Source organism: Serratia sp. MMO-28 (assembly GCF_037199905.1).
Taxonomy (GTDB): Bacteria; Pseudomonadota; Gammaproteobacteria; order Enterobacterales; family Enterobacteriaceae; genus Chania; species Chania oryzae.
Genome location: NZ_JBBCVB010000025.1, coordinates 23,115 through 43,859, shown reverse-complemented (window position 1 = coordinate 43,859; position 20,745 = coordinate 23,115). Strand labels below are relative to the sequence as shown.

Here is a 20,745-nt window from a genome sequence, read left to right as displayed (position 1 = left end):
TTTTAGTGGAAATGTATATCGGTGAAGGCTTTGCAGGTAATGGCGTGAATGCCTCACACATCAATATCATGATCGGTCCGCGTAATGGCGTGGTCGGCCAAGCGTTCTCTGCCAGCCTGGCCTCACCCAGCCAAGGCCACTGCCCGTTCATGGTGGTGATCAAGCCTAACGTCCCGGCCAAACCGATGACGCTGTACGTTAACAAAGCGGAAATCAGCGGTGAACTGCACGGCAACGCCACCTGGGGAGCCTCACAGGCGGCGATCGCCAAAGCGGTCACCGAGGCGCTGCTGGAAGGCATTCTGCCGGCTCAGGCCGAGGATGAATGGTGCATCGTCACCGCCAACTGGGTGAACCCTGGTTGTGACGATATTGATGAGGTTTACCGCAACAACTATCGTGCTTGTACTCAAGCGATCTATGCGGCGATGGAAAAATTACCAACGCGCCATCAGTTAACCCAAGCCTTGCCACAGTTGGGTAACCCGTTCTATACGCCAAAAGCCTGAGGAAAGTACCATGGAATACGTCAATCTTGGCCAGTGTGGCCTGAAAGTCTCGCGTTTGTGCCTGGGCACCATGAATATGGGCAGCAAGCAGTGGAAGCCGTGGATTTTTGATGAAGCGCAGAGCGAGCCATTGATCCGCCACGCCCTGGAGAACGGGATTAACTTTATCGATCTCGCCGACTTTTACTCCAGCGGCGCAGGGGAAGAAGTGGTTGGGCGGGTGATTAACCGCATCGCCAACCGTGACGAACTGGTGCTGACCACCAAAGTGGGCTACCCGATCGGTGCTGGCCTCAATAACCAGGGGCACTCACGCAAGCACATTATGGAAAGCATCGACGCCAGCCTGCGCCGCCTCGGCACCGACTACGTGGATATCTATATGCTGCACTACTTCGACGTCAACACGCCGATCGAAGAAACCTGGGCAGCCATGAACGACATCGTGCGCTCTGGCAAAGCGCGCTATGTGGGCGTTTCCACCATGACGACCTGGCAGTTGGCCAAGATCCTGTGGTGCTGCGAGCGTAACGGCTACGCCAAGCCGATCAACATGCAGCTGCAGCTTAACTGCGCTTACCGCGAAGAAGAGCGCGAAATGATCCCGTTCTGCCGCGATCAGGGGCTGGGCGTTTCGGTATTCAGCCCGCTGGCGCGCGGGTTGTTGAGCTGCGATTTCAATTCCGTGCGTAACAAAACCGACTTTTTCACCCAGGAAATGTATGCTGATGCCACTTCGCTTAACGTTGCACAGTCGGTCAGCCATGTCGCGCAACTGCGCGGTGTTCCCCCAGCACAGATCGCCCAGGCTTGGGTGATTAACCACCCTGGTGTGGATTGCATGCTGGTGGGCGCTGACTCCGTCCAACAGATCGACAGTGCGGTGGCGGCACTGAACACGCCGCTCAGTGAAGACGAACGCTATGAATTAGAACGCAATTACACGCCGTGCGATCTGATTAACGACTACACCGCCGGTAAGCGGATTGCTCGCGAAAGCCGCCCGGCACGCGGTTTATTCGCCCTGGATAACGTAGAAAAAAGGAACATTGCATGACGGCTTATTCTTCACTGTTGCGCACCGGTTGGTATTGCAACGGGGCATGGCAAACCACAGCCCAAACCTATTCGGTGGACAACCCAGCCAACGGCGAAAAGGTGGCCGATGTGGCGCTGGCTGGCCGCGCAGAAACCACGGCGGCGATTGCCGCCGCAGCGGCCGCACTCCCGGCCTGGCGTGCGCTAACCGCCAAGGCACGCGCAGAAATTTTGCAACGCTGGTTCCAGTTGATCATGCAGCATCAAAAAGCGCTGGCGGAATTGATGGTCACCGAGCAGGGCAAAGTGCTGAGCGAAGCGACCGGCGAAGTGGCCTATGCCGCCAGCTTTATCGAATGGTTTGCCGAAGAAGCCAAACGCGCCAACGGTAAAACCATTCCGGCAACCAAAGCAGGCAACCAGATCTTTACGTTCAAGGAGCCGGTTGGCGTGATTGCCGCCATCACCCCGTGGAACTTCCCGCTGGCGATGCTGACGCGCAAGCTCGGCCCGGCGCTGGCCGCAGGCTGCACGGCGGTAATAAAACCGGCCAATGAAACGCCGCTTTCGGCCTTTGCGCTGATCGTGCTGGCGGAACAGGCCGGAGTTCCTGCGGGCGTGATCAATGCGGTTTCCGGGGATACCGTGGCTATCGGTGAAACATTAATGGACAGCCCGCTGGTGCGTAAAGTCTCCTTCACTGGCTCCACGCCTACCGGTAAATTATTGATGCGCCAGGCGGCCGATACGGTGAAAAAGCTGTCGTTGGAGCTGGGTGGCAATGCGCCGTTTATCGTGTTCGACGATGCGGATCTCGACGCCGCCGTGGCCGGTGCGATGGCAGCAAAATTCCGCAACAGCGGGCAAACCTGCGTGTGCGTTAACCGTTTCTATATTCAGGCCGGTATTTACGATCGCTTTGTCCAGAAGCTGACCGAAGCCGCTCAGGCGTTAAAAGTGGCTCCGGGTATGACGCCGGGGGCGCAGCAGGGGCCGTTGATCCATCTGAAAGCGCTAGAAAAAGTAGAAGCCCACGTGCAGGATGCGCTGAAGCTGGGTGCCAAACTGATGTGCGGCGGCGAGCGTCATGCGCTAGGGGGATCGTTCTTCCAGCCCACCGTGCTGGCAGAGGCCAACGAACAGATGCAGTTGGCACATGAAGAAACCTTCGGCCCACTGGCCGCCTGTTTCCGCTTTAGCGATGAGCAAGAAGCCATTGAGCGCGCCAATGCGACGCCGTTCGGGCTGGCGGCTTATCTGTATACCCGCGATTTGGCGCGCGCCTTCCGCGTCAGCCAGGCGCTGGAAAGCGGCATGGTTGGCATCAACGAAGGGATTATCTCCACCGAAGTGGCACCTTTTGGTGGGGTGAAAGAGTCTGGCTTAGGGCGTGAAGGCTCGGACATTGGCCTGGATGAGTACATGGAAACCAAATACGTCAATCTGGGGCAGTTGCTGTAAGTCTAACTAGAGGGTAACGGTGGCCGGTTGCGCCACCAGCGCCAACCACGTTTCAGCGCTTTGGCCTGCGGGCTGAAGCGCTTGTTCAGCGCATTCGCCAAGATATCCAGCGTCAGGCAGAAGATGAAGTACACCAGCGCCACAAACAGAAACACCTCCATCGGGTACACCATACTGCGGTTATTCACCTGAGTTGCCAGGAAGGTCAGTTCACCGACGCCGACGATATAGGCCAGCGACGTATCTTTAATCAACGAGATCCACTGGTTGATAAACGAAGGCACCATCATGCGCAACGCCTGCGGCAGAACGATGAGCAACAGCACCTGCCAGCGGTTCAGCCCCAAAGAGAGCCCCGCCTGCCACTGCCCGACACCGATGGCGACGATCCCCGCCTTTACGGCATGGGCCAGATAGGCCGCGGCGATCAGCGCCAGCGCGCACACTACGGTGGTGATTTCCGGGATATCGACCCCAAACACCATCGGCAGCAGGAAATAGGTCCAGAAAATCAGCATGATCACCGGGATGGCGCGAAAAAACCCTAACACCGCCGCCAGTAGCCCAGCCAACGCACCGCGCGACATCGCCAGCGCCACGCCCAACAAGGTACCCAAGATCGCCGAGGCGACCCCGGCCATCAAGCTGATCGCTAACGTCAATGCCGCACCGCCCAGAGGCCCATCAGGGAAAGTCCCCCACAGCAGGTAGCCTAAGTTTTCCTGAATAACGGTGAAATCCATCTTAGTGCCCCCCAAGCGGTTTGCGCTGTTGGCGCCACATGCCCCAGCCTTCCAGCAGGGCGATAATAGCGATATACAGCACCGTCGCCACGCCAAACGCCTGGAAGGTGCGCAAGGTTTCGGTTTCTACCTGGCGTGAAGCGTAAGACAGCTCCGCCACGCCGATGGCCATGGTCAGGGAGGAGTTCTTGATCAGGTTCATGTACTGCCCCAGCAGCGGCGGGAAAGCGATTTTCAGCGCCTGCGGCAACAACACATAGCGCATAGATTGCCAGCCGGTCAGCCCCAGCGCGTTGGCGGCGTGCTTTTGCCCGGCGGCAACGCCACGGATACCGGAGCGGATCTCTTCGGCAATAAAGGCAGTGGAATAGAGCGTCAGGCCAAAGAAACCCGCCAGAAACTCAAACGAGGGCCATTCGAGCCATGCCAACGCATGCGGAGCATTCAGCCACTGCATCACGCCTGAGGGCAGGATTTGCCCGGCGGCGAAATACCAGAAGAACAGTTGCACCAGCAGGGGAGTATTACGAAATAGCGCGCTGTAAGCCACCGCCAGCCAGCTTAAGGGGCGCAGGGGGCTATCGCGCATAGCGGCCAGAGCAAATCCAAGCAGCGTCGCAGCCAGCCCGGCGCAGGCCGATAGCCAGAGCGTCAGCAGGAAGCCATGCCAGAGCCAGCTCAGATAGTGCGGTGCCAGCAGCCAATCTGAGAGTTGTTGCAAATTCATGTGCGGTATTTCCCCTCACCGGTGCCCTCCCCAACCGGAGAGGGCACAGGGAGATTAGGCTTTGGGTTGTTGATCCAACGGGCCGATCTTGAAGCTGCCACGCGGCTGAGCGGAGTTGGTTTCCGGGCCGAACCAGCGATCGTAAAGCTTCACCGCTTCACCGTCTTGTTCCAGCTTGATCAGCGTGTCGTTAATGGTGGCGGTCAGGCGCTCTTCACCCTTAGGAATGCCCACGCCCTGGTACTCTTTGGTGATGCTGAACGGGGAAATCTCAAAATCCGCTTTTTGCGCGGCGGGCAGGTTGCCCAACAGGCCAACCAGCTTGGCGTCGTCCTGAGTAATCGCCTGTACGTTGCCGTTGCGCAGTGCAACAAACGCCAGCGGCGTATCGTCGTAAGAGATCACTTTCGCGGTGGGGTAATGTTCACGCAGGGTGATTTCCTGCACCGTGCCTTTATCTGCGCCAATGCGCAGTTTCTTGATGTCTTCCGGGGTTTTCAGCACGCCTTTATGTGCAATAAACTTCTGGCCGGTGGCGAAATAGGGCACGCTGAAGTTCACTTCTTTGGCGCGTTCATCGGTAATGGTGAAGTTAGCGGCGATCAGATCGACCTTGTTGGACACCAGCAGAGGAATACGGTTGGCCGGGTTGGTGGCGCGTAGTTCGACTTTTACGCCCAGCGCTTTACCAATGGCATCTGCCACATCCACGTCGTAGCCCACCAGCTTTTTGCTTTGCGGGTCGATGTAGCCAAACGGCGGGTTACTGTCGAATACCGCAATGCGCACCACACCGGCTTTTTTAATGTCGTCGAGTTTATCGGCATGGGCAGCCCCCACAACAAGGCTGGTCAGGCTGGCTAACAGAGTTAAAACTAAAACGCGCTGTTTCATGAGAGGCTCCTAAAAGGATTGATGTTCTGCTGATCGACAAGCTAGCAAGCCTCACTTAGGTCAGGAAATAATATTAAACGCTATATTTATAACTATTTTAACTTTGCGGCTTTTAAATGTACAAAAGGCGCTGTTTTCAGCGCCTTTGTAGGTAACTCATTGGGGGATTTACGCTTTTTTCTCGTCTTTGCTTTCAGACAGCAGCGTTTCCAGCGCATCGCCGCCCAGATGGCGGAAATCCTGGCCTTTAACGAAGTAGAAGATAAATTCGCAGATATTCTGGCAGCGATCGCCGATACGCTCGATTGAGCGGGCGCAGAACAGCGCGGTCAGCACGCTTGGAATGGTGCGCGAATCTTCCATCATGTAGGTCATCAGTTGACGCACGATGCCTTCATATTCCTGGTCGACTTTTTTATCTTCACGGTAGATGCGGATCGCTTCATCCAGATCCATACGCGCAAAGGCATCCAGCACGTCGTGCAGCATCTGCACGGTGTGGCGGCCAAGCGACTCCAGGCTCACCAGCAATGGTTGGTGCTGATGGGAAAATTTCTCCAACGCGGTGCGGCAGATTTTGTCCGCCACGTCGCCGATGCGCTCCAGCTCGGAAATGGTTTTGATGATCGCCATCACCAGGCGCAGATCGCTGGCCGTTGGCTGGCGTTTGGCAATGATGCGCACGCAGGCTTCGTCGATCGCCACTTCCATCATGTTGACCTTGGCATCGCCTTCGATCACGCGCTTGGCCAACTCACCGTCCTGATTATGCATCGCGGTGATCGCGTCGGTCAGCTGTTGTTCCACCAGCCCGCCCATGGTCAACACCTGGGTGCGGATGTGCTCGAGCTCTGCGTTGAACTGACCGGAAATATGTTTGTTTAAATTCAGGTTATCCATGATGCATCCTCATCAACCATAACGGCCAGTAATGTAATCTTCGGTCTGCTTCTTCTGCGGCGCAGTGAACAGGGTGTCAGTATCACTGAACTCGATCAACTCACCCAGATACATAAATGCGGTGGAATCAGAACAGCGCGCCGCCTGCTGCATATTGTGGGTCACGATCACCACGGTATAGTCAGACTTCAGCTCGCTGATCAGCTCTTCAATTTTACCGGTAGAGATCGGATCCAGCGCCGAGCAAGGTTCATCCAGCAACAGCACTTCCGGGCGAATGGCAATACCGCGCGCAATGCACAAGCGCTGCTGCTGGCCGCCGGACAGGCTGTAGCCGCTCTGATGCAGCTTGTCTTTGGTTTCGGTCCACAGCGCCGCTTTGGTCAGTGCCCACTGCACGCGTTCGTCCATATCGGCACGCGACAGTTTCTCGAACAGGCGTACGCCAAAGGCAATGTTGTCGTAAATCGACATCGGGAACGGCGTCGGTTTCTGGAATACCATGCCCACTTTGGCGCGCAGCAGGGCAATATCCTGGTTATCGGTCAGAATATTTTGCCCATCCAGCAGGATACCGCCTTCAGCACGCTGTTCAGGATAGAGCTGGTACATCTTGTTGAAGGTGCGCAGCAGCGTGGATTTACCACAGCCGGACGGGCCGATAAACGCGGTGACCTTATTCTTGGCAATATCCAGCGTAATGTTTTTCAGCGCATGGAATTTGCCATAGTAAAAGTTCAGATCGCGTACCTGAATTTTGCTGCTGGAAGTAGAGTCAACCATACTCATCAAGACTTCTCTCTTTTCACCGCGCCAGCCAAGCCAGCGCTTAAATTTTTATGAATGCTTTTTCTTGGCGAAAACCACACGCGCCAGGATATTCAGTAACAGTACGCACAGGGTGATCAACAGCACCCCAGCCCAGGCCAGCTGTTGCCATTCGGCAAACGGGCTCATGGCGAATTTGAAAATGGTCACCGGCAGGTTGGCGATCGGCTGCATCAAATCCGTGCTCCAGAACTGGTTCGACAGCGAAGTGAACAGCAGCGGCGCGGTTTCCCCCGCAATACGGGCGATCGCCAGCAGCACGCCGGTGATAATGCCGGAAACCGAGGCCTTTAAGGTGATCGCCGAGATCATGCGCCATTTCGGCGTGCCCAAGGCATAGGCCGCTTCACGCAGGGTATCCGGCACCAGTTTGAGCATGTTCTCGGTGGTGCGGATCACAATCGGGATCTGCAACAGGGCCAGCGCGATAATCCCCGCCCAGCCGGAGAAGTGTTGCATTTTCGCCACCACCACGGTGTAAACGAACAGGCCCACCACGATCGACGGCGCAGACAGCAGAATGTCGTTGATAAAGCGGATCACTTCCGCCAGCCAGGATTTACGGCCGTATTCTGCCAGGTAGATCCCCGCCATAATGCCGAGCGGCGTACCGAAAATGGTTGCCCACAGGATCAGCAGGCCGCTGCCGGCGATGGCGTTAGCCAGGCCGCCACCGGCGGTGTTCGGCGGTGGCGTCATCTCAGTGAACAGCGCCAGCGACATGCCGTCGATGCCTTTGGTCACGGTAGAAAAAAGGATCCACACCAGCCAGAACAGGCCAAATACCATGGTCGCCATCGACAGAAACAGCGCCAGGCGGTTTTTCTGGCGGCGCCAGGCCTGCATTCTGCGGCGGCTTTCAGCCAGCGCTGCGGGGTTTTGCATATCCATCGTCGCCACGTTAGCGTCCCTCGTTCTTAGCCAGGCGCAAAATCATAAACTTCGACAGCGCCAGGACGATAAAGGTGATAACAAACAGGATCAGCCCCAACTGCATCAGTGCAGAAGTGTGCAGCCCAGATTCCGCTTCCGCGAATTCGTTGGCCAGCGCCGAGGTAATACTGTTGCCCGGCATAAACAGCGAGAAGCTGTCGAGCTGGTAGGTATTGCCGATGATAAAGGTCACCGCCATGGTTTCCCCCAGCGCACGCCCGAGCCCCAGCATAATGCCGCCAATCACGCCGTTTTTGGTGAACGGCAGCACGATACGCCAGATCACTTCCCAGGTGGTGCAGCCAATGCCGTAGGCCGACTCTTTCATCATCACCGGGGTTTGTTCAAACACGTCGCGCATCACTGCGGCAATGTAAGGAATAATCATGATCGCCAGGATCACCCCAGCGGCCAGGATGCCAATACCAAACGCCGGGCCGGAGAACAACTCACCGACAATCGGGATACCGGAAAGCACGTTGCCAACCGGTGTCTGGAAATATTGGGCAAACAGCGGGGCAAATACGAACAGGCCCCACATGCCGTAAACAATGCTGGGGATCGCCGCCAGCAGCTCAATAGCAATGCCCAGCGGGCGTTTGAGCCAGTTGGGTGCCAGCTCGGTCAGGAACAGGGCAATACCAAAACTGACCGGTACGGCGATGATCAAGGCAATCAGCGAGGTCACCACCGTGCCGTAGATCGGCACCAGCGCACCAAACTGTTCAGCCGGGGCATCCCACTCTTTGGTCCACAGGAAGGCGAAGCCGAACTTCTGCATGCTTGGCCAGGAGGCAATGATCAGCGAAACAATAATGCCGCCCAGCAACAATAGGGTAATCAGCGCCGCCAGTTTGACCAGCGCGCTGAAGATAATGTCACCATTTTTACTTGGTGGTTTAATGGTCGGCTTAGATCCAGCCATAGATTACTCTTCTGTTAAAGCTTGGAGGGCCCAGCACGCTGAGCCCGACACATCAGGCTGAGGCGCGGCCTATGCCGCACCCCCTGCATAGTTAGAACAACGCTTTACCGGAACTGTCTTTGATATTGGTTCTCCAGGCTGCACGGATCTGCTCAACCACTTCATGCGGCAATGGGGCGTAATCCAGTTCGCTGGCCTGCTTGGCACCGGTTTTGTAAGCCCAGTCAAAGAACTTCAGCACTTCTGCGCCTTGTTCTGGCTTCTTCTGCTCTTTGTGTACCAGGATGAAAGTGGTGGAGGTGATCGGCCAGACGTTTTCGCCTTTCTGGTTGGTCAGGTCCTGAGCAAAAGTTTTACTCCAGTCCGCGCCTTTAGCCGCCGCGCTGAAGCTCTCTTCAGTCGGGCTGACCGGCTGGCCGTCTGCTGAAATCAGTTTAGTGTAGGCCAGGTTATTTTGCTTGGCGTAGGCGTATTCAACATAGCCGATAGAACCTGGCAGGCGCTGAACAAACGCCGCGATACCGTCATTCCCCTTGCCACCCAGGCCGGTCGGCCAGTTAACGGTTGAACCTGCGCCGATTTTCTCTTTCCACTGTGCGTTAGCTTTAGACAGGTAGCTGGTGAAGACGAAAGAGGTGCCGGAACCGTCTGCGCGGCGTACCACCGCAATGTTCTGATCCGGCAGTTTCACGCCAGGGTTCAGCTTAACGATCGCCGGGTCATTCCATTTTTTGATGTTACCCAGGTAGATATCACCCAAGGTTTGACCATCCAGGGTCAGTTCGCCGGATTTGATGCCCGGAATGTTCACTGCCAGCACCACGCCGCCAATCACGGTAGGGAACTGGAACAGGCCGTCTGCAGCCAGTTTGTCGTCAGACAGCGGGGCATCGGAAGCGCCAAAGTCAACGGTGTTGGCGATGATTTGCTTCACGCCGCCAGAGGAGCCGATCCCCTGATAGTTAACTTTGTTGCCGGTTTCTTTCTGATAAGAATCTGCCCACTTGGCGTAAACCGGAGCGGGGAATGTCGCACCTGCACCGGTCAGGCTAGCAGCAGCGAACGCAGACACAGAGGCCAGGGAGAAAGTCGCTGCCACAATACTGGCGACGGTGGTACGCATCAGTTTCATAATCCCTCCTAATGGGATATTCAAAAATCAACTTTGAGTTGTTTTCATCAGAGTAAGTATTGTTGCAGGAGGGAAAATAGGACAGTTTAGTGACAGAAAAATGTACGAAATATGACAGTTATATTACAGCCACCCCAGAAACAGGTTAATTAACTTAAAAATCATCAAGATAATAATATTTTACTGGCAGTTTTCCACTGCCAGCCGGGTTTAAATCCGCATATTATTACGCCGTTCACACCTAAAAATAATAGGTAAGCGACATTTGCCAACGCCGTTCTGGCCGCACCGGCTCCACCTGCGATGCTTCCAAACGATAGATTTTCTGCCACTGTAAGGCCAGATCCACCGGACCAATATGACGACGCACCTCGGCAAACCCCATATTCCGCTGCTGTTGCAGATCGCGCTGCCAGATCGCGTTAACATCGTAATGATCAACGATATCTTTCCAGTAGGCCTGGAGCAGCACGGAGCGACGGGGCATCAGCCAGTTTTGTGCCTGCAATGGGGCCTCACCAAAAGAAACTCCCCCTTGAGCCAAGGCATAAGGAGGTTGGCTGGCAAGGAAATCCAGCGCCCGCCGGTTATCAGCGCTGCCGTTATAATGGCCCTCAGCGCGCAGCGTTAAGCGATTTTCCCCACTCCAGGTCACCCCATAAGCCAGGCGATTACGCCAGCGGCTTTCCTGCAATGACTCAGGCAATGCGGTTTGCCAACCGTAAGGCTGACGCCCTCCGGCCCACTCGGTGTAGAGCAGCGTGGAATGGGAGAGCACCCGTGAAAGGTTGAAACCCAACTGCGGCGAGCGGCCTTGCTCAGCGAGCAGTAACCCTTGCGGGTTCAGATTTTCCGCCCATTTATAGCTGCCCACCAGCAATAGACGCTGCCTGGGGTTGCTGGCCCCCCAATCCAGGCTGGCACTTTGCTGGCTTGGATGATCGCTGAGCTTAGGCGACCAGATGGCGGTCAACGCGGCTTGATCCCACAAATATTGCCAACGCAGCATGGCATTACCCAGGCGGTTATTTCTCAACGTTTCTGGGTCGGCAGAGGTTACAGAGCGCACCGTGCCCTCGCCAAGAAAATCGGTAGGGTTATAACCGAATGCCAAACCATAGCGCGTGTTGACGCGCCCCGCATCCAACAGTAAACGCGGCGTTACACGATAAGTCAGATAGGCTTCTTTTAGCGAGTTCACGCTGCTGTCACTGCGTAAACCCGGGGAGAAACGGCTGTCAAAACGGTTAGCCAGCACAAAGCGCCAGTCCTGAGAGGGAGTGATCGCCAGAGGAGCATCCCAGCGCAGATCGAGCGAAATTCGCTGCTGGTTGCCACCATTCTCATTCACGCTGCTGGCCGCTTCAGCCGACATGTTGAGCTTTTTGCTCTCCGTGGGAGAGAATTTCGTGTTGTCGGCCAGATCCAAAGCGGCCAGCGTGGCATCTTCTCCATAGGCTGAGTGGCCACACAGAACCGATAACGCCGCTATCCATGACAAAGAAGTGTGTCGTGCTTTCTTCATCCGTCAGTCATCCTAGAAGTGCGGCAGGTAATCACGCTGCAGCCAGGCCTCTGGAACGTCATACCAGGCAAAATCCTGGTGTTTGAGCACGGTGACCAATTGCGAATTTATCCCATCGATGATCACCGCTTCCGTTGGGCGGCTTCCACCCAGCACCGGCTGGTAACCGCGGAAATAGGTGGTCTTGAGCAAACTGCCGTTAACGGCATAAAACTCGGCTTTACAGCTTTTGAAATCCTGTTTATCGACCCAAAGATCCATAGAGGGGTAGGCGGCGTCTGAATGGCGCGCCACCAGATGCAGGCGATAACAGTCCCGTTGCTGCCGTTCTCCGTCCAACACCTGTTCTTCTTTCACCAAGGTGGCCTGATAGTCGTAATTCCAGTTTGCCGTCACTACGTCACCATTGGCAGCCTGCCCCAACAGGCGCTGCTGGGGTGAAATAGGCACGCTGGCCTGGCTGGCAGGATCATACAGCCACAGATCTTGGCCGCTTTTCAGCGTTAACTTACCGGCATCCCGCTGAGGGCTGACAAACTTCACCAGGCTGCGAAACTGGCCGTTCGGGTAGGCGCGGGAATAGAGACGCAAGGTGCTGGTTTCAAACTGCTTGCCGTTTTTATAGCTGACCAGGGTGGTGCTCAAGCTGAATGAGCGGCTCGGGTTACGAACCTCATCGCTTTTTTTCAAGATCTCCTGGGCGCTGAGCGTAGCCAATGCCTGGCCGCTGGCAAGCAGGCTGAATAACAGGCCAGAGATCAATGAGAATCTCATCATGATGTAGATCTTCCTTGTAATTAAAATAATAACTTCCCACCCTCCATTACGATGGGATCAGGCATGGCGCAGTGCTTGGACGATATGAACGTTTGCCGCTCGCCGGGCTGGCCACCAGGATGAAGACACCGCGGCAACCATCAGAATCGCCAGCACGCTCAGCAGCATCGTCCACTCTCCCCAGATCCGTATCTTGATTGGGATTGGCGCAATCACCCCCGGCGGATGCCAGGTCAGGCCCGAGCGATTAATGAGGTAGGCCAGAAACAGCGAAAGCAGAATGCCGGTCAGGCAGCCGAGCATGCCGAGCAAGATGCCTTCATTGAGGAACAGGCGCTGGATGTCCTGACGCTTCAGCCCCACCGCCCGCAACGTACCGATCTCAATCGTGCGCTCCAGCACCGCCATGCTCATGGTGTTGCTCACGGTAAACAGCGCAATGCACAAAATCAGTGCCAGCAGAAAATGAAATATCTTGCCGAACATATCCAGGATCTGGTTGTACAACGGCTGCAACTGAGAAAAGTCATAAACGGCCAGGGGTTCATCAGCCAACGTGGTTTTGAATAACTGTTGCAGACGAGCGCGAGCGGCTTCCAGTTGTTCTGTATTACGCAGTTGCAGAGTAATGGCCGTAACGCCCGGCCGATCGCGACCAAACACCAGTTGCTGAGCTTGTGCCAGATGAATGCCGACGTAGCTGTCATCCAACTCTCTGGCGGCCTGTGGCTGGACGGCCTCCACCTGCACCCGGATGATATTGGGTGCTCCACCAACCGACGCGGCCAACAGCTCGATTTGATCTCCGGTTGGCGGCTTCCTTTCCTCCCGCGTCTGCTGCGCGAGTTGCAGCAGATCGTCAGGAAGTGCCGCCGAGTGGTTCTCAACCGGGGAGGGCGGGCTGCTACAGGGCCGATCGGCGATAAAACCACATAGCTGCAGCATGCGCGCCACACCTGCGCCGATCATGGCGGCATCGGGGGTATTCTCACTGAGGGTGTTCTCATGCATCCCTTTGCCAAGATGGTACTCATCCCATTCATTCAGTGCCAGCTGGCCTGCCGCTTCACTGCCATAAATCAATACCGGGCGGGAAGTGCCTGCGGCATAGTTCCCGGCGATACCATTCAGGATCAGCACCGGGGTTTTAACCACCACCATCTGGCTTAACTCGGGATCCTGCTCAATCTGCGCCATGATTTTATGGTAATTTTTGATACTGTACTCTGCCGGGTTGGCCGTCCCGTACAGCAGGTAATCTTTATGCTGGATTTGCAGGTGGCCGGTATCACGGACAAAGGTGGTTTGCAGACTGTACTCAATGGAACGGTTATAGCCACCAAACAGCAAAATGCCGACGGCACCCACGGTGATCGCGCAAAGAGTCGATAGCGTCCGACGTCTGTTACGCAGTAAATTGCGTAAGGCCAGTTTGAATGTTTGCATGATGATTTTTCTCCAGCGGGAAACTTACTGCATGGCGACGCGGGTAACATTGCCGTCATGCACCTGATAGAGATCGTCTGCTGCCGCAATGACCTGTGGGTCATGGGAAGAAAAAACCACCGTCACCGATTGTTCCTGCTGCAAACGCCGCAGCAACTGCAAAATGGAGTTGCCGGTTTTGCTGTCCAGATTAGCCGTCGGTTCATCTGCCAGCACCAGAGAAGGGCGGTGGATAAGGGCCCGGGCGATCGCAACGCGCTGACGTTGCCCACCGGAAAGCTGCCCCGGTAACGATCGGGCTTTGTCCGCCAGACCGACGGTTTCCAGCATCGTGGTGATGGCAAACTTCCGTTGTGCAACCGTTGTGCCTTGCAAAATGAGCGGGATCTCAACGTTTTCCCAAACGCTCAAGACGGGGATTAAATTAAAATTCTGAAAAATAAATCCAAGATAGCGGGCACGGAATGCACTGCGCTGATCGTCATTCAGCCGCGACATTTCCTGCCCGGCAATCACCAGGCTGCCCTGATCGGGGCGATCGATACCGCCGATGACATTCAATAACGTCGTTTTACCACTCCCGGATTGGCCAGATAATACGGTGAAGCGTTGTGAGGCGATTTTTATATTAATATCTCTTAGTGCCTCAACCTTGGATTGACCCAATAAATAATTTTTGCAAATCCCTTTAATCTCCACAGCCCACATTCTCTTTAATTCCTTTTAAATATGAAGACATCACTTCACAAGAGGCGATAAAGTCAGTCAAACACACATAAAATATAAATAACACACATTAACAAAGCATATAGATATTTGAACAATAACGCCATGGCAACGAATGGTAAGCTTTTTCCTAAGCATTCGGTCGTTATTTTTTACCGAATCACCCAAGCGAACAATGCCTATAACCTTCAGGTGGTAAGCTTTTTCGTTTTCTTAACTATAAAACTATCCTCAAGACAAACCCAGCAAAATCGGCATTATATCATTGATGAAACGATTCAATAATATTGATGCATTACTAATGCACTTTATAAGATAGCAGGATAAGAGTGATTATTAATACGACAACGTAATCAGGTGGAAAAATGCCATATTGATTAGCAAGAAAGTAAGGAATATCTTATTTCGATAAGTAACATCTTATTTACGTTAAACCCCACTGTTAAAATCTTACGTTTTAACTTTTTGCCCGGTTGGATACGCCGATAAAAAAAACCGGCACACAGGCCGGTTTTGATATTATTGGCAGAACCCGATCCATCACTCTACGGTAACGGACTTCGCCAGGTTACGCGGCTGATCTACGTCAGTACCTTTGATCAGCGCCACATAATAAGACAACAACTGCAACGGTACGGTGTAGAAAATAGGCGCCACGATCTCTTCAACGTGTGGCAATTGAATGATGGTCATGCCTTCGCTGCTGACAAAACCGGCATCCTGATCGGCAAACACATACAGTTGACCACCGCGCGCGCGCACTTCTTCGATGTTGGACTTCAGTTTTTCCAGCAGTTCGTTGTTGGGAGCCACCACAATCACCGGCATATCCGCATCAATCAACGCCAATGGGCCATGCTTCAACTCACCGGCAGCGTAGGCTTCCGCGTGAATGTAGGAGATCTCTTTCAGCTTCAGCGCCCCTTCCATCGCGATCGGATACTGATCGCCACGGCCCAGGAACAGCGCATGGTTCTTGTCGGAGAAACCTTCCGCCAGCGCTTCAATACTCTTATCCAGCGACAGCATCTGTTCGATACGCGCCGGCAGCGCTTGCAGGCCGTGGACAATCTCATGTTCAACGCTTTCAGCCATACCCTTCAGGCGGCCAATGCGCGCCACTAGCATCAGTAACACGGCAAGTTGGGTGGTGAAGGCTTTGGTGGAGGCCACACCAATTTCAGTACCGGCTTTGGTCATCAATGCCAGATCGGATTCACGCACCAAGGAAGAACCGGCAACGTTACACACCGCCAGCGATCCCAAGTAACCCAATTCTTTCGACAAGCGCAACGCAGCCAGCGTATCGGCCGTTTCACCAGACTGTGACAGAGTTACAATCAGGCTGCCTGGGCGCACCGCAGATTTGCGGTAACGGAACTCCGAAGCAATTTCCACGTCGCATGGCACCCCCGCCAACGCTTCGAACCAGTAACGAGCCACCATACCAGAGTGATAAGAGGTACCACAGGCGATGATCTGCACATGCTGCACTTTTGCCAGCAGCTCATCAGCACGTGGGCCCAATTCACTGAGGTTGATCTGACCATGGCTGAAACGCCCTTCAAGGGTGTTTTTCAACGCCATCGGCTGTTCAAAAATCTCTTTTTGCATGTAATGGCGATACGCGCCTTTATCACCGGCATCGTATTGCACCTGAGATTCAATCTCTGGGCGCTCAACGGCATTACCCTGCTTATCAAAAATACTGACGGTGCGGCGAGTCACTTCCACCACGTCGCCTTCTTCCAGGAAAATAAAGCGGCGAGTGACCGGCAACAATGCCAGTTGATCGGAAGCAATAAAGTTTTCACCCACACCACGACCAATGACCAGCGGGCTACCGGAACGAGCGGCGACCAATACGCTGGGATCGCGGCTGTCCATCACTACCGCACCGTAAGCACCACGCAGTTGTGGGATCACGCGCTGAACCACGTCCAGTAGCGTACCGCCCTGCTTCTGCTCCCAGTGCACCAGGTGAGCAATCACTTCAGTATCGGTTTCTGAACTGAAGCGGTAACCGCGTTCAACCAGCAGTTCACGCAGCGGTTCGTGGTTTTCGATAATGCCGTTATGCACCACGGTGATGTAATCAGAAACATGAGGATGCGCATTCGCCTCAGTAGGTTCACCGTGCGTAGCCCAGCGGGTGTGAGCAATGCCGGTTCCCCCATGCAGAGCTTGTTGCTCCGCCGCTTCGGCCAGTTTTTGTACCTTACCGACACGGCGTAACCGGCTAACGTTACTTTCAGCATCAACCACGACCAAACCGGCTGAGTCATACCCACGATATTCCAGGCGACGCAAACCTTCTAACAGGATTTCTGCAATATCACGTTGCGCTACTGCGCCTACAATTCCACACATCAGTTTGTATTCCTAATTAAACGCCTTTCAGGGCGCTTTCGATGCCTTGACCTGATTTTGCCGGTTTTTTACCGTGCATCCCCGAGCCTGTAGATGGTGGGGTTATTATGTTTTGCTCTGCGCTCTAGGATAAAAGTACAGAGCAAAACAGGGGTGGGGGTGGGAGTGGCTTATTCCCCTCACCCCAACCCTCTCCCATAGGGAGAGGGAGCGGAACGAGTTACTTTTTCTTCGTTGGCCGCTGCCAGCCTTGAATATGCACCTGCTTAACGCGGCTCAGCACCAACTCATCGTCAGCGATATTCTGGGTAACCGTAGTACCCGCAGCGATAGTGGCACCTTTACCCACTGACACCGGGGCCACCAGCTGGGTATCAGAACCGACAAACACATCGTCACCAATAATGGTTTTGTGTTTGTTGGCACCGTCATAGTTACAGGTAATAGTCCCGGCACCGATATTCACATCGGCACCAATCTCAGCATCACCCAGATAGCTGAGGTGACCCGCTTTGGAACCTTTGCCCAACCGCGCTTTCTTGATTTCCACAAAGTTGCCGACGTGTGCCCCCTCTGCCAGCTCTGTACCTGGGCGCAGGCGGGCAAATGGCCCCACCGTGCACGCGGTTTCCAGTTGCGCGTCTTCCAGCACGCTGTAGGGGCTGATCTCGCAATCATCGCCAATCACGCAGTTCTTCAGCACACAGCCAGCACCGATCTTCACGCGATGACCCAGCTTAACCTTGCCTTCAATGATGACGTTGGCGTCGATGGAGATATCGCGGCCATGTTCCAATTCACCACGCAGATCAAAACGCGCCGGATCCAGCAGCATCACGCCCGCCAGCAGCAGTTTTTCAGCCTGCTCGGCCTGATAGACGCGTTCCAGTTGGGACAATTGCAGGCGATTATTCACGCCTTCCACTTCGCTCAGGCGCGCAGGATGCACAGTTTCAATCTTTTTACCGTCGGCATGAGCCAAAGCGATAATATCGGTGATATAGAACTCACCCTGCGCATTGTTGTTATTCAGCATCCCCAACCAACGTTTCAGATCGCGGCCGTTAGCCACGAGGATACCGGTGTTGATTTCATTAATCTGGCGTTGTTCATCGCTGGCATCTTTGTGTTCAACAATACCAACAACCTCACCGTTACTACGCACAATGCGGCCATAACCGCTCGGATCGTCCAGTTTTACCGTCAACAGACCAATGCCACCCTGCGGCTTTGCTGCCAGCAGGCGCGTTAACGTGTCAACGGCAATCAATGGCACGTCGCCATACAGCATTAACACGTCTTCGTCATCGGCAAAATGTGGGGCAGCCTGCTGCATGGCATGACCGGTCCCCAACTGTTCTGCCTGTAGCACCCAGTTCAATGCCTCATCCTTTAACCTGCTTTTCAGCAGTTCCCCACCGTGGCCATAAACCAGATGAACGTTCTGAGCGCCCAGCTTCATAGCTGCATCAATGACGTGTTGCACCATCGGCTTGCCCGCCAACGGATGTAACACTTTGGGAAGATCGGAATACATGCGTGTTCCCTTGCCCGCGGCGAGGATAACCACGCTCATTGCGCTGTTCAACATAAGCAACCTGATAACTCCATTTTGATGGACGAAAGTAAAACCCTTTGGTGACAAAAATACTACATATTTCTCTACACGAATTCAGCACAGGCCGCGTGGCTCTAAGCGTGCCGCTAAGTAGAACAATCTCGGCCTGTAGCAAAAAAAACTGTCGGCGATCGGAGACGCTTTAATGCCGCCAACAAAGCTAATACATCACAATGCTAACCCGGTTGAAATGCTTATTTTAAAGCAAAAAAAAAGCGACCACATGGGCCGCTTTCTTATTCTGAGCGTTGCACGCAACGCCTGGATTTTACATCGCTTTTCTGGTGAGCTCGATAACGCGCAGTTTCGCGATCGCTTTCGCCAGTTCAGCGGATGCCTGAGCATAGTCGACATCACCATGAGAGCTACGGATGTGCTCTTCAGCTTTACGCTTAGCTTCCAGCGCTCTTGCTTCGTCGAGGTCCGTTCCACGGATGGCAGTGTCCGCCAACACGGTGACCACGCTCGGCTGTACCTCAAGGATACCGCCGGACAGGTAGATGAACTCTTCTTCACCGTGCTGTTTAACAATACGCACCATGCCAGGCTTGATGGCAGTCAGCAGCGGCGCATGGCCAGGGAAGATCCCCAGTTCGCCTTCGCTACCTGTTACCTGGATCTTCTGTACCAGGCCGGAAAACATCTGTTTTTCCGCGCTGACAACATCCAGATGGTAAGTCATAGCCATATCACCCTCCTCTCAAGGCGTTACAGTTTCTTGGCTTTTTCCACTGCTTCTTCAATGGTGCCAACCATGTAGAACGCCTGTTCCGGCAGGTGGTCATAGTCGCCTTCCATAATGCCTTTGAAACCACGAATGGTATCTTTCAGCGATACGAACTTGCCCGGAGAACCGGTGAAGACTTCTGCCACGAAGAACGGCTGAGACAGGAAACGTTGGATTTTACGCGCGCGGGATACCACCAGCTTGTCATCTTCTGACAGCTCGTCCATACCCAGGATCGCGATAATATCTTTCAGTTCCTGATAGCGTTGCAGAATAGACTGCACGCCGCGCGCTACGTCGTAGTGCTCCTGGCCAACAACCAGCGGATCCAATTGACGGCTGGTAGAATCCAGCGGATCAACGGCCGGGTAGATACCCAGAGAAGCGATGTTACGGCTCAGTACCACAGTTGCATCCAAGTGAGCAAAGGTGGTGGCTGGTGATGGGTCAGTCAAGTCATCCGCAGGCACGTAAACGGCCTGTACAGAGGTGATCGAGCCCGTCTTGGTTGAGGTGATACGTTCTTGCAGAACGCCCATCTCTTCCGCCAGCGTTGGCTGATAACCTACCGCCGATGGCATACGGCCCAGAAGTGCAGACACTTCGGTACCGGCCAAGGTATAACGGTAAATGTTATCCACAAACAGCAGAACATCACGGCCTTCGTCACGGAACTTCTCAGCCATGGTCAAACCGGTCAGCGCCACGCGCAGACGGTTACCTGGTGGCTCGTTCATCTGGCCGTAAACCAGGGAAACTTTGTCCAGTACGTTGGAATCGTTCATTTCGTGGTAGAAGTCGTTACCCTCACGAGTACGTTCACCCACGCCCGCAAACACTGAATAACCGGAGTGCTCGATCGCGATGTTACGGATCAGCTCCATCATGTTTACGGTTTTACCTACGCCCGCACCACCGAACAGACCGACTTTACCACCCTTGGCGAACGGGCAGATCAGGTCCATAACTTTGATACCGGTTTCCAGCAGATCCTGGGAGTTAGACAACTCTTCGTAGCTTGGCGCCGGACGGTGAATCGCCCAACGCTCTTCTTCGCCGATGTCGCCCTTCATGTCGATTGGCTGACCCAATACGTTCATGATACGGCCCAGGGTAGCTTTACCTACCGGTACTTCGATTGGATGCTGCAGGTTGGTCACTTTCAGACCGCGACGCAGACCGTCTGAGGTCCCCATGGCGATACAGCGAACCACGCCACCACCCAACTGCTGCTGAACTTCCAGCACCAGTTTCTCGGTGCCGTTTTCAACCTCAAGAGCGTCGTACACTTTTGGTACGGCATCCTGAGGGAATTCGACGTCCACCACGGCGCCGATTACCTGGATAATCTTTCCAGTAGCCATCTTGAATCCTCTACGTAATTCGTTTACCCGGCCTATTTCAAATTGCTGGCGCGTTGACTGCCTTCTCTCGCCCCAACTGCTTACTTGAGTAAGTGCCTGGGG

19 protein-coding genes are annotated in these 20,745 nt (G+C 54.5%); 3 read left to right on the top strand and 16 right to left on the bottom strand.

All coding sequences use genetic code 11. The features are described 5' to 3' along the window. The first annotated feature begins 5 nt into the window (after nucleotides 1–5). From fae to WG891_RS20155, 3 genes are read left to right on the top strand one after another with little or no spacing between them, the layout of a single operon-like run. Nucleotides 6–509 (top strand): formaldehyde-activating enzyme, encoded by a 504-nt coding sequence (gene fae / locus WG891_RS20165; RefSeq protein WP_083704498.1) that lies wholly within the window; start codon nucleotides 6–8, stop codon nucleotides 507–509. 10 nt (nucleotides 510–519) lie between these two features. Continuing rightward, nucleotides 520–1,566 (top strand): aldo/keto reductase, encoded by a 1,047-nt coding sequence (locus WG891_RS20160; RefSeq protein ID WP_076943852.1) that lies wholly within the window; start codon nucleotides 520–522, stop codon nucleotides 1,564–1,566. After that, nucleotides 1,563–3,008, top strand: a complete 1,446-nt coding sequence (locus WG891_RS20155) for an NAD-dependent succinate-semialdehyde dehydrogenase (RefSeq protein ID WP_337264241.1) — start codon at nucleotides 1,563–1,565, stop codon at nucleotides 3,006–3,008. The genes WG891_RS20160 and WG891_RS20155 overlap by 4 nt, the downstream gene beginning before the upstream one ends. 2 nt (nucleotides 3,009–3,010) lie before the next feature. On the opposite strand, the gene WG891_RS20150 is transcribed toward WG891_RS20155, so the two are convergent. The 16 genes from WG891_RS20150 to atpD all read right to left on the bottom strand — a co-directional run bounded on the left by WG891_RS20150 (nucleotide 3,011) and on the right by atpD (nucleotide 20,643). After that, nucleotides 3,011–3,751: an amino acid ABC transporter permease gene (locus WG891_RS20150; protein ID WP_337264240.1), complete on the bottom strand. Its 741-nt coding sequence runs from the start codon at nucleotides 3,749–3,751 to the stop codon at nucleotides 3,011–3,013. Between the two features lies 1 nt (nucleotide 3,752). Then, the gene (locus WG891_RS20145; RefSeq protein ID WP_337264239.1) at nucleotides 3,753–4,478 is read right to left on the bottom strand and encodes an amino acid ABC transporter permease; all 726 of its coding nucleotides are present in this window, start codon (nucleotides 4,476–4,478) and stop codon (nucleotides 3,753–3,755) included. 54 nt (nucleotides 4,479–4,532) lie between these two features. Beyond that, complete coding sequence (locus WG891_RS20140) at nucleotides 4,533–5,372, bottom strand: ABC transporter substrate-binding protein (protein WP_337264238.1); 840 nt, start codon at nucleotides 5,370–5,372, stop codon at nucleotides 4,533–4,535. A 168-nt stretch (nucleotides 5,373–5,540) separates the two neighbouring features. Then, complete coding sequence (phoU, locus tag WG891_RS20135; RefSeq protein WP_076943859.1) at nucleotides 5,541–6,272, bottom strand: phosphate signaling complex protein PhoU; 732 nt, start codon at nucleotides 6,270–6,272, stop codon at nucleotides 5,541–5,543. A gap of 12 nt (nucleotides 6,273–6,284) precedes the next feature. Further along, on the bottom strand, nucleotides 6,285–7,055 hold the full coding sequence (gene pstB, locus WG891_RS20130; RefSeq protein ID WP_369794942.1) for a phosphate ABC transporter ATP-binding protein PstB: 771 nt from the start codon (nucleotides 7,053–7,055) through the stop codon (nucleotides 6,285–6,287). A 54-nt stretch (nucleotides 7,056–7,109) separates the two neighbouring features. Beyond that, nucleotides 7,110–8,000, bottom strand: a complete 891-nt coding sequence (gene pstA / locus WG891_RS20125; RefSeq protein ID WP_337264237.1) for a phosphate ABC transporter permease PstA — start codon at nucleotides 7,998–8,000, stop codon at nucleotides 7,110–7,112. Nucleotide 8,001: 1 nt separating this feature from the next. After that, nucleotides 8,002–8,958 carry a phosphate ABC transporter permease PstC gene (pstC, locus tag WG891_RS20120; RefSeq protein WP_337264236.1) on the bottom strand — a complete coding sequence of 319 codons (957 nt, stop codon included), beginning with the start codon at nucleotides 8,956–8,958 and terminating at the stop codon, nucleotides 8,002–8,004. A gap of 91 nt (nucleotides 8,959–9,049) precedes the next feature. Further along, on the bottom strand, nucleotides 9,050–10,090 hold the full coding sequence (pstS, locus tag WG891_RS20115; protein WP_337264235.1) for a phosphate ABC transporter substrate-binding protein PstS: 1,041 nt from the start codon (nucleotides 10,088–10,090) through the stop codon (nucleotides 9,050–9,052). A gap of 241 nt (nucleotides 10,091–10,331) precedes the next feature. Beyond that, nucleotides 10,332–11,615 (bottom strand): hypothetical protein, encoded by a 1,284-nt coding sequence (locus WG891_RS20110; RefSeq protein WP_337264234.1) that lies wholly within the window; start codon nucleotides 11,613–11,615, stop codon nucleotides 10,332–10,334. Between the two features lie 12 nt (nucleotides 11,616–11,627). Beyond that, on the bottom strand, nucleotides 11,628–12,392 hold the full coding sequence (locus WG891_RS20105; RefSeq protein ID WP_337264233.1) for an outer membrane lipoprotein-sorting protein: 765 nt from the start codon (nucleotides 12,390–12,392) through the stop codon (nucleotides 11,628–11,630). Nucleotides 12,393–12,449: 57 nt separating this feature from the next. Continuing rightward, on the bottom strand, nucleotides 12,450–13,838 hold the full coding sequence (locus tag WG891_RS20100; protein ID WP_337264232.1) for an ABC transporter permease: 1,389 nt from the start codon (nucleotides 13,836–13,838) through the stop codon (nucleotides 12,450–12,452). Nucleotides 13,839–13,862: 24 nt separating this feature from the next. Then, nucleotides 13,863–14,546, bottom strand: a complete 684-nt coding sequence (locus WG891_RS20095; protein WP_337264231.1) for an ABC transporter ATP-binding protein — start codon at nucleotides 14,544–14,546, stop codon at nucleotides 13,863–13,865. Between the two features lie 558 nt (nucleotides 14,547–15,104). Beyond that, nucleotides 15,105–16,934: a glutamine--fructose-6-phosphate transaminase (isomerizing) gene (gene glmS, locus WG891_RS20090; protein WP_337264230.1), complete on the bottom strand. Its 1,830-nt coding sequence runs from the start codon at nucleotides 16,932–16,934 to the stop codon at nucleotides 15,105–15,107. Between the two features lie 220 nt (nucleotides 16,935–17,154). Continuing rightward, entirely contained in the window at nucleotides 17,155–18,525 is a 1,371-nt protein-coding gene (glmU, locus tag WG891_RS20085) for a bifunctional UDP-N-acetylglucosamine diphosphorylase/glucosamine-1-phosphate N-acetyltransferase GlmU (RefSeq protein WP_337264229.1), read from the bottom strand. A 295-nt stretch (nucleotides 18,526–18,820) separates the two neighbouring features. Beyond that, a complete protein-coding gene (locus WG891_RS20080) occupies nucleotides 18,821–19,240 on the bottom strand; it encodes a F0F1 ATP synthase subunit epsilon (RefSeq protein WP_004933814.1) in 420 nt (139 codons plus the stop codon). Between the two features lie 20 nt (nucleotides 19,241–19,260). Beyond that, nucleotides 19,261–20,643: a F0F1 ATP synthase subunit beta gene (atpD, locus tag WG891_RS20075; RefSeq protein ID WP_037404142.1), complete on the bottom strand. Its 1,383-nt coding sequence runs from the start codon at nucleotides 20,641–20,643 to the stop codon at nucleotides 19,261–19,263. Nucleotides 20,644–20,745: the final 102 nt, after the last annotated feature.